This is a genomic window from Anaerobacillus arseniciselenatis, assembly GCF_001865995.1.
GTDB classification, from domain to species: domain Bacteria; phylum Bacillota; class Bacilli; order Bacillales; family Anaerobacillaceae; genus Anaerobacillus; species Anaerobacillus arseniciselenatis.
In genome coordinates, this window is the sequence record NZ_MLQQ01000042.1 from 197,051 (window position 1) to 211,551 (window position 14,501).

Consider the following 14,501-nt stretch of genomic DNA (forward strand, 5'->3'; position numbering starts at 1 on the left):
ATGTCTAATTTCATCGTTGACTCTGATTATCCTCATTTTGAACACGCACTAAAAGTAAGGGGAGAAAGAAATGTCAGCAAAAGATTTAAGTGTACTATTAGGAGTGATATTAATAGTCGTCATGCTTATCATTCCACTACCACCTGGTATGCTGGATTTTTTGATTATTATCAATATATCTCTTGCCTTACTCATTATCTTAGTCGCGATGAATACGAAAGAGCCTCTACAATTCTCGATTTTCCCTACGCTCTTATTACTCGTTACGTTATTTCGACTCGGATTAAACGTATCGACAACGAGATCGATTTTAGGGAAAGGGGAAGCCGGGAATGTTATTGATACGTTTGGCTCTTTTGTCGTTGGCGGTAACGCTTTGGTCGGCTTTGTTGTCTTTTTAATTTTAATTATTATTCAATTTGTCGTTATTACAAAAGGTGCGGAACGTGTTTCTGAAGTGGGAGCCCGTTTTACGTTAGATGCGATGCCAGGTAAACAAATGAGTATTGATGCAGACTTAAATGCCGGAATGATCTCTGACACTGAAGCGAAAGAACGGCGTTTAAAAATTGAAAGAGAAGCTGATTTTTACGGTTCAATGGACGGTGCCAGTAAGTTCGTTAAGGGAGACGCCATTGCCGGAATAGTTATTGTGATTATTAATATTATATTTGGTTTAATTATCGGTATGATGCAACAAGGGCTTGATATAGGAGAAGCTGCTTCAAAATATACGTTGTTAACCGTAGGGGATGGCTTAGTCAGTCAAATTCCCGCATTGTTAATCTCGACAGCAACAGGGATTGTCGTTACCCGTGCTGCTTCTGAAGGTAATTTAGGTGATGATTTATCAAAACAATTACTAGCTTATCCGAGAATGTTATATATTGCAGGGGGAACAATCGCGTTACTCGGTTTTTTTACACCGATTAATTGGGGGTTGACGACCCCTATTGCGGTATTTTTAGTAGCGGGTGGTTATTTCCTTCTTAAAAATGAAGATCAAAAACTTGTTGAAACCGAAGAGGCGGCAAGCGAAGATGAAGCACAGGATGATATGAAATCACCAGAAAGTGTCGTCAACTTACTTCAAGTAGACCCAATAGAGTTTGAATTTGGCTATGGTCTAATTCCTTTAGCTGATGCGAACCAAGGTGGGGATTTATTAGATCGAGTCGTTATGATTAGACGACAGCTGGCAATTGAATTAGGGTTAATTGTCCCTGTGATTCGAATACGTGATAATATACAGTTACAGCCAAACGAATATTCGATTAAAATTAAAGGAAATGAAGTGTCAAAAGGGGAATTATTACTTGATCATTTTATGGCGATGAGTCCTGGTGTTGACGATGAAACGATTGTTGGTATTGAAACGATGGAACCCGCTTTTGGAATGCCAGCACTCTGGATTAGTGAAGATATGAAAGAACAAGCGGAGTTATCAGGTTATACGGTTGTCGACCCGCCTTCTGTCGTATCGACGCATTTAACAGAAGTGATTAAAAGACATGCGCATGAACTGTTAGGGCGTCAAGAAACGAAGCAATTAATTGATCATTTAAAAGAGGCTTACCCTACACTAGTAGAAGACGTAACACCGAACCCGTTATCTGTAGGGGAAGTACAAAAAGTATTAGCTAATTTATTAAAAGAAAAAGTATCGATTCGTAACTTACCAATTGTTTTTGAAACATTAGCTGATTATGGGCAAATGACGAAAGATACGGATTTAATTACAGAGTATGTGCGCCAAGCACTTTCAAGACAAATTACGAAACAATACGCTAATCATGATGAGCCATTATATGTTATTACAATGAGTGGTTCAGTAGAGAAGCTGGTAGCTGAAGGGGTACAACAAACAGAGCATGGTAACTTCTTATCATTAGATCCGAATTCTCAGCAATCGATTGTTGATGCTGTACTATATGAAGTAGAGCGTATGAATGAAATGGGGCAAATGCCTATTTTATTATGCTCACCAGCTGTAAGAATGTATATTAGGCACCTTCTTGAACGGTATTTACCTCATGTTCCAGTTTTATCATATAATGAACTTGAGCCAACAATTGAGGTTCAGAGTGTAGGGGTGGTGAATGTATAGTGAAAGTGAAAAAGTTTGTTGCGAAATCTATGTCGGAAGCGATGAAGAAAATTCGCCAAGAATTAGGTAGCGACGCTGTCATTTTAAACTCGAAAGAAGTTGAAACAGGTGGTTTTCTCGGCTTCTTTACGAAAAAAAATATAGAAGTAATTGCTGCAGTTGATACAGCACCTGCTGTTAGAAGGCAGGTGCCTAAAAAATCAGCTCAGGCAAACAGAAGTAGTTCGAAACCGTCTGCGTCAGTAAAACCCCAGACAAACACGATAGAAAGTAACTTGAAACCTTCTTTAAAAGATGAAACGCTTGCAAGTGAAGTAAAAGAACTTAAAAACATTGTCAATGGAATTTCAAGTTCGATCGTCACGCAATTCGAGGACTATCCAGACGGTTTAAAAAAAATGAACCAGCGATTAATTGATCAAGATATTGATAGTTCGATACGTACGGAAGTAATGAAAAAGCTTCTTAAAAAATGGTATATTTTAGATAAGGAAACAATGAATGAAGAAGAAGTAATGCATATAACAAAAGAGACTTTACTCCAGTTTTTAAACGAAAAAGATATTGATGGTTTTCAGTTTAATAAAAAATACTTAAACTTAGTCGGTCCAACTGGAGTTGGAAAAACGACGACGATTGCTAAAATTGCGGCACACTGTGTTTTAAAGCATAAAAAAAGGGTAGCTTTTATAACTACAGATACATTTCGGATTGCAGCGATCGATCAATTAAAAACGTATGCAAAAATTTTAAATGTCCCTGTGGAAGTCGTTTATTCTGTTGAAGATTTTAAACAAGCGAAAGAAAAACTCGCAAACTACGATTTAGTTTTAATTGATTCGGCAGGTAGAAATTTCTTGAATCAACTTTATATAGATGAATTAAAAAAAGTCATCGATTTTAATGAAGAAATGGAAACTTATTTAGTTTTATCACTAACTTCAAAATATAAAGACATGGTCACAATCTTTGAGCAATTTTCTAGGATCAACATTAATAAAGTAATATTCACAAAGAAAGATGAAACGTACTCAAGAGGAGCAATGTTGAATTTGATTCATGAATATGATGTAGGGGTATCTTACATTACGAATGGACAAAGTGTTCCTGATGATATAGTAGAAGGCTCGGCGACTCAAATAGTAAATAGTATATTAGAGGTTGATGACTATGAATGATCAAGCGAGAAATTTACGAAAAATGTTGCATATGGCAAGTAATACAGAAAAAGAAACAAACGTTATTGCTGTTGTTAGTGGTAAGGGTGGAGTTGGTAAGTCTAATTTTTGTTTGAATTTTGCTCTAGAGTTGAAAAAAACAGGAAAAGAAGTCATTTTATTCGACCTTGACATCGGGATGGCAAATGTTGATATATTAATGGGGACATCCGCAAAGCATACGATCGTAGATATGATTGAACGAGAGTTATCGATTTGGGACATTATTGAGCGTGGGCCTGATAACCTGTCGTTTATTGCAGGAGGGACAGGTCTATCCTCGATGTTTCAATTAAACCATCGAAAGTTTTCAAGATTTTTACAGCAATTAGAACTTGTCAACGGAAACTACGATTATATTATTTTTGATATGGGTGCGGGTGTTTCAAAAGATAGCCTACACTTTATTTTATCGGCAAATGAAGTTTTTGTAGTTACAACACCTGAACCAACCTCAGTGACTGATGCATATGCTATGATTAAGTATATTCAATTAAAAGATCAAGAGATTCCGATCTCATTGTTAGTTAATCGTGCCGATTCGAGTTCAGAAGGTAAAAAGACGTTTGAGAATCTAAATTTAGTGACGCACCAGTTCTTGCAGAAAGAAATCAGATTACTCGGAATTATCCCTGACGATCCATCAGTACTAAAGGCCGTGAAAGCACAGACCCCATTTGTGATCCATGCGTCTGAAAGTAAGCCAAGTAAAGCAATCCAAGAAATTGTGCAACAGTATACAGGGGAAAAGCGAGAAGAATTAACCCCTCCTTTTACTACATTTTTAAATAAGTTCAAAAAATATTTTACTGATAGATAACGAATAGTAAGGGGGGTGAGATAAATTGATTCGCGTGCTCGTAGTTGATGACTCCGCCTTCATGAGAAAAATGATAACCGATCTTTTAGAAGAGGACCAACGAATTGAAGTAATTGCCACAGCAAGAAATGGTCAAGATGCCATAAAGAAAATACAAGACTTAAATCCAGATGTGGTTACTCTTGATGTTGAAATGCCAGTTATGAATGGTATAGATGCCTTAAAAAAGATTATGAAAACAGTACCGAAACCCGTCATCATGGTGAGTAGTACGACAAAAGAAGGTGCAGAAAACACAGTTTTGGCAATGTCTTTCGGGGCAATAGATTTTATTGCCAAACCGTCTGGTGCAATATCTCTTGATTTGCATAAAGTGCAACAAGAATTAATTGATAAAGTACTTCTGGCTGCAAATGTAAAATTGACAAAAGTGTTACAAAAAAAACAAGCGAATGAAGTTTCAAAGTCTCGTCCAACCGAAGTCACGAAGAGTCAGCCAAAAAAATTATTAGATAAAAAGGTCATTGCAATTGGAACATCGACAGGTGGGCCTAAAGCCCTGCAACAAGTGTTAACAAAGCTTCCTGAAGATATTAACGTGCCCATTTTTATCGTACAACATATGCCGGTAGGTTTTACAAAGTCATTAGCGTCACGACTTAACAATCTATCCAAAATTATGGTGAAAGAGGCTGAAGATGGCGAAGTTGTAAAAAAAGGGGTTGCCTATATTGCGCCAGGAGGATACCATTTAAAGATAAGGAGTATTGGGACAACACTTGCTATTCAACTAGATCAGACACCCCCAGAAAATGGGCATCGTCCATCCGTGGATACGATGTTGAACTCTTTAGCCAATATTAATCAATACTCAATTATCACCGTTATTATGACTGGGATGGGTTCAGATGGGACGAAAGGTTTATTAAAATTAAAAAACAATCAAGATGTGATTGCAATAGCAGAATCAGAGGAGTCAGCAGTTGTATTCGGGATGCCGCGAGCAGCCATTAACACGAATAAAGTTGATGAAATTGTTCACCTGAATGATATTGCAAAAGCTATTGTAAGTTATTGTTGATAGAGGGGGTAGATGTCTTGGAAAAAAATCAATATTTAGACATGTTTATTGATGAAAGTAAAGAGCACTTACAGGCAATGAATGATCATCTATTAAAATTAGAAAATTCACCTGAAAACGTTGCAATTGTTAATGAAATCTTTCGTTCTGCACATACGTTAAAAGGGATGGCAGCAACGATGGGCTTTGAAGATTTAGCTAGTTTAACACATATTATGGAAAATGTTCTTGACGGAATAAGAAATCATAAAATCTCTGTTACAAGTGAAATTTTAGATGTTGTATTTGAATCTGTCGATGACCTAGAAGCGATGGTATTTTCTATCGCGGGTGGTGGAGATGGACGCCGTAATGTTACTAAAGTAGTCTCTCAATTAGAAAAAATCGAAAAGGGAGAAAGTCTTAAGGAAAAACAACTAAAAGAAAATTTATCGTCAACCGTTGAGTTAAATACATCAGAGCAAACGAGTACTACTGAAACATATGATGATTTTGAAGTCACAGTTTTAACTCAAGCAACAGAACAAGGCTTTCATGTGAACCAAATTCATATTTCCTTAAGAGAAGATTGTATTTTAAAAGCAGCGCGCGTGTTTATGGTCTTTGAAGTATTAGAACAAGTCGGTGAAATTATTAAATCGACACCTACTGTAGATGTATTAGAAGAAGAAAACTTTGATTACGATTTTACGGTTACTCTCATTACGAAAGAGTCGAGTGAGGATGTAAAAAATCGTATATTAAAAGTTTCCGAGATTGAGAATGTAGAAGTAACAGCCATTGATATAAATACTTATAAGAGTACTAGTAGCGCAGACCAACCTAAAGAGGAAAACCTTCCAGTCAAAGAAGATTTAGTAGAAGAAGGTAGTCCAAATAAACAAACCGTTAAAAAAGAAACTAATCAACAAGAAAAGGCGAATAACTCAGCAAGTAAAACGATTCGTGTCAATATAGAAAGACTAGATATTTTAATGAATTTATTTGAAGAGCTAGTGATTGATCGTGGTAGATTAGAGCAAATTGCCAGAGATTTAAAAAGCTCAGAACTAACAGAAACGGTCGAGCATATGTCAAGAATTTCTGGGGACTTACAAAATATCATCTTAAATATGAGAATGGTTCCTGTAGAGCAAGTGTTTAATCGTTTCCCAAGAATGGTCCGTGGCTTAGCTAAAGATTTAAAGAAAAGAGTGAACCTCGAAATTATCGGCGCAGAGACAGAATTGGATCGAACAGTTATTGATGAAATTGGTGATCCTCTCGTTCATTTGCTGAGAAATTCAATTGACCATGGGGTAGAAACTCCACAACAACGCTTAAGTGTAGGAAAAACCGAAGAAGGAAATATTACATTAAGAGCGTACCATAGTGGAAACCACGTTTTTATTGAAGTTTCAGATGATGGTGCTGGCATAAATCGTGAGAAAGTGTTAAAAAAAGCGATACAAAACGGTGTTGTTACAAAAGAAAGTGAAAAGAGTTTAACAGATCGTCAAGTGTTCGAATTATTATTTGCATCAGGATTGAGTACAGCTGATCAAATTACAGATGTATCTGGGCGTGGCGTAGGACTAGATGTAGTAAAGAATAAAATTGAATCTTTAGGTGGTAATGTCACTGTAGATTCTGTTTTAGGTGAGGGAACTACGTTTTCAATTCAGCTACCATTAACATTGTCGATTATTTCAGTTATGTTAGTCGAAGTTCAAAGCGAAAAGTATGCAATTCCACTTTCTTCAATTATTGAAACGGCGATCGTAAAGGATGAGGATATTTTAGCTGCACATAATCAAAAAGTCATCGACTTTAGAGGCAGTGTCGTACCGTTAATTAATTTAACTGACTTTTTTGATGTACCGAGAACTCGCGAAAGAGATGCTTATCACTCGATTGTCATTGTCCGTAAAGGAGAAAAAATGGCTGGATTGGTTGTTGATTCTTTCATTGGCCAGCAGGAAATTGTTTTGAAGTCATTAGGAAATTATTTAACGAATGTATTTGCAATTTCTGGAGCGACGATCTTAGGTGATGGTCAAGTAGCATTGATCGTTGATTGTAATGCGTTAATTAAATAATTAAATTTGAAGGTAAGGCATATTGCTAGGAGGGTACTTATGAGTGAAAGTAACTTAGTAAATGAAATAAAGGTTATTGTTTTTCAACTGAAAGATGAAGAATATGGTGTTGAAGTAAACCAAGTACGTTCTATTGAACGAATGCAACATATTACAAGGGTACCTAGAACACCTGATTTTGTTAAAGGAGTCATTAATTTACGAGGTGTAGTCACACCAATTATTGAGCTTCGAAATCGTTTTGGCATCGATGAAGTCGAAAGTAATGATAGCACTCGCATTATCATTGTTGCTGTAGGTGATATGGAAGTGGGTTTAATTGTCGATGCGGCTAATGATGTTGTTGATATACCAAACGATATCATAGAGCCACCACCTGAAGTTGTTGGTGGTATTGAGGCAGAATATTTACGCGGAGTTGCCAAAATGGAAAAGCGCCTGTTAATCTTATTGAACTTAGCGAAAGTGTTAAACCCTAAAGAGATTAAAGAAATTAAGTCCATTGAGGCAAATGGATAATGAGCTTCATTAATCGAATTCAACCCCACCACTTAGATATTTTAAAGGAAGTTGGTAACATTGGTGCGGGGCATGCCGCAACGGCGTTATCTAAATTATTAAATAAAACGATCGATATGAAAGTACCTTCAGTTCGTGTTACTTCTTTTGATGGGATCACTGAGTTGGTTGGTGGGTCAGACAACGTAGTAGCAGCTATTTTCTTAAGAATTGAAGGCGAAGCACCTGGTAATATGTTTTTTATGCTTCCTGTTAATGAAGCCACTAGACTTATTCAATATTTAACAGGTGATGAAGACTTTGATTTAAATCACCCTCCATATTCAGAGTTAGGGTTATCAGCTTTACAAGAATTAGGAAATATTTTAGCTGGGTCTTATTTATCAGCTTTTTCAGATTTTACGAAACTTAACTTACAGCCGTCTGTACCCGCTCTTAGTATTGATATGGCCATAGCGATATTGAGTTACGGACTATTAGAACTTTCACAAGTAGGGGATTATGCGATTGTCATTGATACAGAAATATTAGAGAAAATAGATGAGAATTCGCAAAAGACTACTGGACATTTCTTCTTACTACCTGATCCTGGCTCTTACGAGAAGATTTTTCAAGCATTAGGAGTACCGATCAATGAGTGAGATTGTCAAAGTGGGTATGGCGGATTTAAATGTGGCAAAACCACCACAAAAGATCCGCACATCTGGCTTAGGGTCGTGTGTGGGCGTAATAATTTATGATGAAATTTTAAAGGTTTGTGGCATGGCACATGTTATGCTGCCAAGTTCATCTTTAGCGAAAGCAGATTCGATGAATAAAGCTAAATATGCAGACACAGCTCTTGAAGTTTTATTAGATAAATTAAAAAGCAATGGTGCTAATCAAACTCGCTTAAAAGCAAAATTAGCAGGTGGCGCTCAAATGTTTAAGTTTTCTACTTCAAGTGAAATGATGAGAATTGGCCCGAGAAATGTAGACGCTGTAAAAGAAAAGCTGAAAGAATTAAGAATTCGTATTGTAAGTGAAGATGTTGGTGGTACTAGTGGTAGAACAATTGAGTTTGACCCTGAAACTAGTAAGTTATCGATTCGTACTGTAAGTCAAGGAGTTTCAGAAATTTAATGTTTATTGGTTCTTGGATTATAAACTTTTTCTTTAGTATTACTGCATTTTTATTAGTATTTATAGGATCTATGACAACGAATACTGTTTTAACTTCTTTTATACGTGCTTGTTTTACTTTTGTTTCTTTTTATTTGATTACTTACTTCTTTCGTTGGATTTGGATGATAGCATCGAAAGATACTAAAGGTATGCAAATACAAAAAAGTGAAATAGAAGCTAAAGACGATGGAAAAGCTACGAATAATAAAGTTGAGTATACAGAAGTTGATATCGAGAAAGCTACTAATTATGTTAAAGATCTTATAAATGATTAAGGAGGATGAAAATGCCTCGTATAAGAGAGAAGGACGATCTTGTTTGGAAAAGGTGGATTGAAGAACGAGATAATGACGCTTGCGATGAATTAATACGAACTTATTTACCACTTGTAGATTATCATGTTCAAAGGGTATCGGTAGGTTTACCTCGGAATGTAAACAAAGAAGATTTAAGAAGCCATGCACTACTTGGTTTATATGATGCTTTAGAAAAGTTTGATACTACACGTGATTTAAAATTTGATACATACGCTTCATTTCGAATTCGTGGTTCGATTATTGATGGTCTTAGACAAGAAGACTGGTTACCGCGTACGTTAAGGGAGCGTTCCAAAAAAGTCGATGCAGCCGTCGAGAAGTTAGAACAAAAATACTCTCGCTATGTTACAGCTAAAGAAGTTGCTGACGTGTTAGAATTAACAGAGGATGAAGTTCTTCAAGTAATGAGCGAAAGTTTTGTAGCTAATTTACTCTCCATCGATGAAAAAACAACGGACTCAGATCGTGAAGATACTTATAAAAATACGTTAAAGGATCATACGACACTAACACCGGAAGAAGAAACATTAAAAAAAGCTACACATAATGAACTTGTTCGAGTAATCGAAAGTTTAAATGAAAAAGAACAACTAGTCATTAGTTTATTTTACTTTGATGAGCTAACATTAACTGAGATAGGCGAAATTATGGGGTTATCGACATCAAGAATTTCTCAAATACACTCTAAAGCACTTTTTCGACTAAAACAGGTGTTTTCGAAAGGAATGCCAGTCTTTTAACGTGAGCATTAAGTACTTCTTCAAGGAAGTTTGGGTAGAGGGGATTTGATGAGATGAGCCACCTAGATGACTTTTTTGAAATACAAGTAGATAAGAAAAAGTTGAAAGCTACAATTACTCAAAGAAAGAAACTAGAACAAGATGACGATTTAACTCTTGATGAATTAAAGTCTTTTGTTAATGAACATGGTATTGTATTTGGCGTGAAAGAAGAATTACTTCAAAAAATTACTTTAGGTGAGGCTACTTTACCTCTAGCTATAGCGGAAGGCCTTTCACCGGTAGATGGTGTAGATGCTTTCTTAAAACCAATATTCCCTGAAACAAAAGAAATTGAAAATAAAGAAGACCTTCGTAAAGTAGATTTAAAACAGGTTTTAAATATCCCATCTGTGACACATGGGCAAATCATAGGAGAAAAAATCCCGGCGACTGCTGGAACCTCAGGGAAGAACATTTTCGGTGAGGAAATTTCTGCAAAGCCAGGAAAAGATTTTAAGCTACGAACCGGTAAGAATACTCGTATAGATGATAGTGGTTTGAAATTAATTGCCACGACTGATGGACAAATGTCTGTTGAACCAAAAGTAATTCACGTATTTCCTGTATTTGAGGTGAACGGGGATTTAGATTTGAAAGTAGGAAACATATCTTTCATTGGCTCTGTTGAAATTCGTGGCAATGTTCCAGCAGGGTTTGAAATTAAAAGTAAAGGCGATATCAAAATTCATGGTACGGTAGAAAGTGCTATTCTTAATTCGGAAGGCTCTATTTTTGTATCAGCCGGAATCGTTGGTCAAGGTCAAGGCTTAATAAAAGCGAAAGGTGACCTACATACATCGTTTATTAACCAAGCCAATGTCGAAGTTGAAGGTGATATTAACGTTATTCAATCGATTTTACATAGTAACGTTCAAGCTGGTGGAAATATTTTTTGTAATAGAGGTAAAGGAAACATTGTTGGTGGAAATGTTTCTGCAGCGAAGAATATTACTGTAAAAGAAGTAGGAAACACACATAACACAAAAACCTCCTTATACTTAGGGGTAAACCATGAAATCATGAAAAAAGAAAAAATATATAGTGATCATTTAAAGAAATCTGAGGAAGATTTACAAAAACTACTCATTTTACTGAAAAACTTAAATGAAAAAGAAAAAAGTACGTCTTTATCTGCAAAAGAAAAAATTATGAAACTGCGTATTCGTAACACCATTAATCAAGCCAATGATACGATGATTGAAGCCAAGGAAAAGTTGGAGGATTTAAAAGAAATATTCTCGCAATCCGGTGGAGCGTTTTTGACGGTTGAAAATAAAATATTCTCAAATGTCGACGTCCACTTTGGAAAGTATCGACGAAAAATTGTTGCTAGTCATCAGTTTGTAAAGATTTATTTAGAAGATGGGGAAATTAAAGTTGGACCTTTATAAGCCTTTAATGATGAAATTGGAGGGGATTTCATGAGTTTAAAAGCTATTGAAATGCAAGTCGCTATACCTCGCACCCAAAATGTAGGAAAAATCCAAGATCAACTTCAGCAAAGAGGCCAAGTTTCTCAAGCGAATATCGCTAGTGAACAAAATAAAACCGACGAGAAAAAGCGCAAACAAGTGTTAGAGACGACAGAAAGTGAAAGAAAGCGCTTAAATAATGACGATGAAAGACGTGGGCATTCTCAATCTCAAACGAATAAGGAAGAAAAGCAAGGGATGGAAGATAGTCCTCTCGAAGAAACGTATGCAATACATCCGTATAAAGGGAATCATATTGACTTTTCAGGGTAATTATTATCTTTTAAAAATAAATGAGTTAAGGGACAGAACTCTTGTCTTTTAACTCATTTATTCTTAAAGGCGGGCGACTTGCGCTTTTTAAAAAGTTAAAGTTTAATATTTGAACTTTGAAAGTTGTCTAGCTTCAGGCGCCATCGGCTCGACCACTTCAGTCCTTCCCTTGCGGTCTAAAACCTGACCGCTACGGGCAGGTCTTCCAGTGGTTTTCGCCGATAGGCGGGCGCCTTGCGCTTTTCTTGATAGGAGGAAATATGGGTTATTTATTAGCAATCAGTTTTTTATTACATTTAATAACATTGTTTATCATTGTAGTACTAGTTCAAAAAGTTAATACAATGAAGCCTTCTTCTGGCACTGCTGAAAATGAAAAGATGAAACGAGAAATTGAAGATTTATTAATCGCATACACTGCAGAGATGAAAGAAGAAAATGAAAAGCTTGTAAATAAAATTATACAAAAAAGGAAAACACAAGAAAATTTACAATTTAACACAGTAAAAACGTATGAACAAACTCGAACAAAAAACACTGTGCAAGAAAAGCCGGTTAAGCAGTCTATATATTCAGAGCAAGACGAACTTAATAAAGATGTTCTTGAAGGGGACTATTTGCCACCACAAATAACGGAAACAGAAGATACTGTCGAGCAGTCAACGACTGGCCAAATTTTGTCATTAGCGAAACAGGGGTATTCAACGAAAGAAATTGCCAAAACGCTTAATATTGGTGATGGAGAAGTACAATTATTATTGAAATTTCATAAATAAAACCATCTACTACTTGCCATTAAAAACTGAGTATGGTATAGTAAATCTCGGTGTTAATCACACACGTTCGTTAATTTATGTAAAGGTGCTACTTTGGTTATCTTAGTAGTCTTACGTAAAGAGGATGCGAGCGGAGGAAAAATAAAACCATAAAGGAGGTGTGAAGAATGGGCGTAATCTCCATGAAACAATTATTAGAAGCTGGTGTTCACTTCGGTCATCAAACTCGTCGTTGGAACCCAAAAATGGATCGCTACATCTTCACCGAAAGAAACGGAATTTATATTATTGACCTTCAAAAGACGGTCAAAAAAGTTGAGGAAGCTTACTATTTCGTAAGAGACTTAGCTGCTCAAGGTGGTAAGGTACTTTTTGTTGGTACAAAGAAACAAGCTCAAGATTCTGTAAAAGAAGAAGCTGAGCGTTGTGGCATGTACTTTATTAACCAACGTTGGTTAGGTGGTACTTTAACGAATTTTGAAACAATTCAAAAGCGTATTTCTCGTTTGAAAGAATTAGAAAGAATGCAAGAAGATGGCACTTTCGAAGTTCTTCCTAAAAAAGAAGTTATCCTTCTAAAAAAAGAAATGGATCGTCTTGAAAAATTCTTAGGTGGAATTAAAGATATGAAAGGCATTCCTGATGCTTTATTCATCATTGATCCACGTAAAGAGCGCATTGCAATTGCAGAAGCTCAAAAATTAAACATTCCAATCGTGGCTATCGTTGATACGAACTGTGATCCGGATGAAATTGACTACGTTATTCCTGGTAACGATGATGCAATTCGTGCAGTAAAACTTCTTACTGGTAAAGTTGCAGATGCAATTATCGAAGCTAACCAAGGTGAAGAAACGTCAGCATAATTTAATTTTGCTCTCAAAGGGTGGTAAAGGGTTTTACCCTTTACCACCCTTTTAAAAAAATGAAAAAATATCTATACTAAGCAGATGAACCATAAAGTCTTGTGATTTAGTACATAATTGAAGGAGGAAAAATAATGGCAATTACTGCAAGCATGGTAAAAGAACTACGTGAAAAAACAGGTGCAGGTATGATGGATTGTAAAAAAGCACTTACTGAAACTGATGGTGATATGGAAAAGGCGATTGATCTACTTCGTGAGAAGGGAATCGCCAAAGCAGCGAAAAAAGCTGATCGAATTGCAGCAGAAGGGTTAGCTTATGTTGGAGTTGAAGGCAATAAAGCGGCAATCGTTGAAGTGAACTCTGAAACTGACTTCGTTGCAAAAAATGAAAACTTTAAAAATCTTGTTGCTGACGTAGCGACTAGCATTCTTAAAAATGCTCCTCAAACAGTTGAAGAAGCTTTAGGACAAGCACATGAAAATACAACTCTTCAAGAGTATATCAATACACAGATTGCAAAAATTGGAGAAAAAATTTCATTACGTCGTTTTGAAATTGTAGAAAAAACTGACAACGATGTTTTTGGTGCCTATTTACACATGGGTGGAAAAATTGGTGTTGTTACGATTCTTGAAGGAACTAATGATGAAGAATTAGCTAAGGACGTAGCAATGCACGTAGCAGCAATTAAACCTTCGTATGTATCTCGTGACGAAGTTTCTGAAGAAGAAGTGGCACGTGAGCGTGAAGTTTTAACACAGCAAGCATTGAATGAAGGGAAACCTGAAAACATCGTCGCTAAAATGGTTGAAGGACGCTTAAGTAAGTACTTTGAAGATATTTGCTTACTTGATCAACCTTTCGTTAAAGATGGAGATCAAAAAGTAGGGAAATATGTTAGTAACAAAGATGCTTCAGTGAAAGGTTTCATTCGTTACGAAGTAGGCGAAGGTATGGAAAAACGCGAAGAAAACTTTGCTGAAGAAGTAATGTCTCAAGTTAAAAAGTAAGTTGATTCAGGGGCAC

Annotated in this window: 15 protein-coding genes; all 15 read left to right on the forward strand. The window is 36.1% G+C overall.

Annotation, left to right across the window (positions count from 1 at the left end):
• Positions 1-70: 70 nt before the first annotated feature.
• The 15 genes from flhA to tsf all read left to right on the forward strand — a co-directional run bounded on the left by flhA (position 71) and on the right by tsf (position 14,485).
• Positions 71-2,107 carry a flagellar biosynthesis protein FlhA gene (gene flhA, locus BKP35_RS15655; protein ID WP_071314306.1) on the forward strand — a complete coding sequence of 679 codons (2,037 nt, stop codon included), beginning with the start codon at positions 71-73 and terminating at the stop codon, positions 2,105-2,107.
• Positions 2,107-3,285 carry a flagellar biosynthesis GTPase FlhF gene (gene flhF / locus BKP35_RS15660; protein ID WP_071314307.1) on the forward strand — a complete coding sequence of 393 codons (1,179 nt, stop codon included), beginning with the start codon at positions 2,107-2,109 and terminating at the stop codon, positions 3,283-3,285. Before flhA ends, flhF begins: the two co-directional genes overlap by 1 nt.
• Complete coding sequence (locus BKP35_RS15665; protein ID WP_071314308.1) at positions 3,278-4,144, forward strand: MinD/ParA family protein; 867 nt, start codon at positions 3,278-3,280, stop codon at positions 4,142-4,144. Before flhF ends, BKP35_RS15665 begins: the two co-directional genes overlap by 8 nt.
• A 61-nt stretch (positions 4,145-4,205) precedes the next feature.
• Positions 4,206-5,225, forward strand: a complete 1,020-nt coding sequence (locus BKP35_RS15670) for a protein-glutamate methylesterase/protein-glutamine glutaminase (protein WP_071314408.1) — start codon at positions 4,206-4,208, stop codon at positions 5,223-5,225.
• Between the two features lie 17 nt (positions 5,226-5,242).
• Positions 5,243-7,303, forward strand: a complete 2,061-nt coding sequence (locus BKP35_RS15675; protein ID WP_071314309.1) for a chemotaxis protein CheA — start codon at positions 5,243-5,245, stop codon at positions 7,301-7,303.
• A gap of 39 nt (positions 7,304-7,342) precedes the next feature.
• The gene (locus BKP35_RS15680; protein WP_071314310.1) at positions 7,343-7,822 is read left to right on the forward strand and encodes a chemotaxis protein CheW; all 480 of its coding nucleotides are present in this window, start codon (positions 7,343-7,345) and stop codon (positions 7,820-7,822) included.
• On the forward strand, positions 7,822-8,463 hold the full coding sequence (locus tag BKP35_RS15685; RefSeq protein ID WP_071314311.1) for a chemotaxis protein CheC: 642 nt from the start codon (positions 7,822-7,824) through the stop codon (positions 8,461-8,463). Before BKP35_RS15680 ends, BKP35_RS15685 begins: the two co-directional genes overlap by 1 nt.
• Positions 8,456-8,944 carry a chemotaxis protein CheD gene (locus tag BKP35_RS15690; protein ID WP_071314312.1) on the forward strand — a complete coding sequence of 163 codons (489 nt, stop codon included), beginning with the start codon at positions 8,456-8,458 and terminating at the stop codon, positions 8,942-8,944. Before BKP35_RS15685 ends, BKP35_RS15690 begins: the two co-directional genes overlap by 8 nt.
• Positions 8,944-9,261, forward strand: a complete 318-nt coding sequence (locus BKP35_RS15695; protein ID WP_071314313.1) for a hypothetical protein — start codon at positions 8,944-8,946, stop codon at positions 9,259-9,261. The genes BKP35_RS15690 and BKP35_RS15695 overlap by 1 nt, the downstream gene beginning before the upstream one ends.
• Before the next feature lie 11 nt (positions 9,262-9,272).
• Positions 9,273-10,043: a FliA/WhiG family RNA polymerase sigma factor gene (locus BKP35_RS15700; RefSeq protein ID WP_071314314.1), complete on the forward strand. Its 771-nt coding sequence runs from the start codon at positions 9,273-9,275 to the stop codon at positions 10,041-10,043.
• Positions 10,044-10,096: 53 nt separating this feature from the next.
• Positions 10,097-11,476, forward strand: a complete 1,380-nt coding sequence (locus tag BKP35_RS15705; RefSeq protein WP_071314315.1) for a DUF342 domain-containing protein — start codon at positions 10,097-10,099, stop codon at positions 11,474-11,476.
• 30 nt (positions 11,477-11,506) lie between these two features.
• Positions 11,507-11,830, forward strand: a complete 324-nt coding sequence (locus BKP35_RS15710; protein WP_071314316.1) for a hypothetical protein — start codon at positions 11,507-11,509, stop codon at positions 11,828-11,830.
• 260 nt (positions 11,831-12,090) lie between these two features.
• Complete coding sequence (locus tag BKP35_RS15715; protein ID WP_071314317.1) at positions 12,091-12,606, forward strand: DUF6115 domain-containing protein; 516 nt, start codon at positions 12,091-12,093, stop codon at positions 12,604-12,606.
• A 167-nt stretch (positions 12,607-12,773) separates the two neighbouring features.
• Positions 12,774-13,472, forward strand: a complete 699-nt coding sequence (rpsB, locus tag BKP35_RS15720; protein ID WP_071314318.1) for a 30S ribosomal protein S2 — start codon at positions 12,774-12,776, stop codon at positions 13,470-13,472.
• Between the two features lie 134 nt (positions 13,473-13,606).
• Positions 13,607-14,485: a translation elongation factor Ts gene (gene tsf / locus BKP35_RS15725; RefSeq protein ID WP_071314319.1), complete on the forward strand. Its 879-nt coding sequence runs from the start codon at positions 13,607-13,609 to the stop codon at positions 14,483-14,485.
• Positions 14,486-14,501 lie beyond the last annotated feature (16 nt).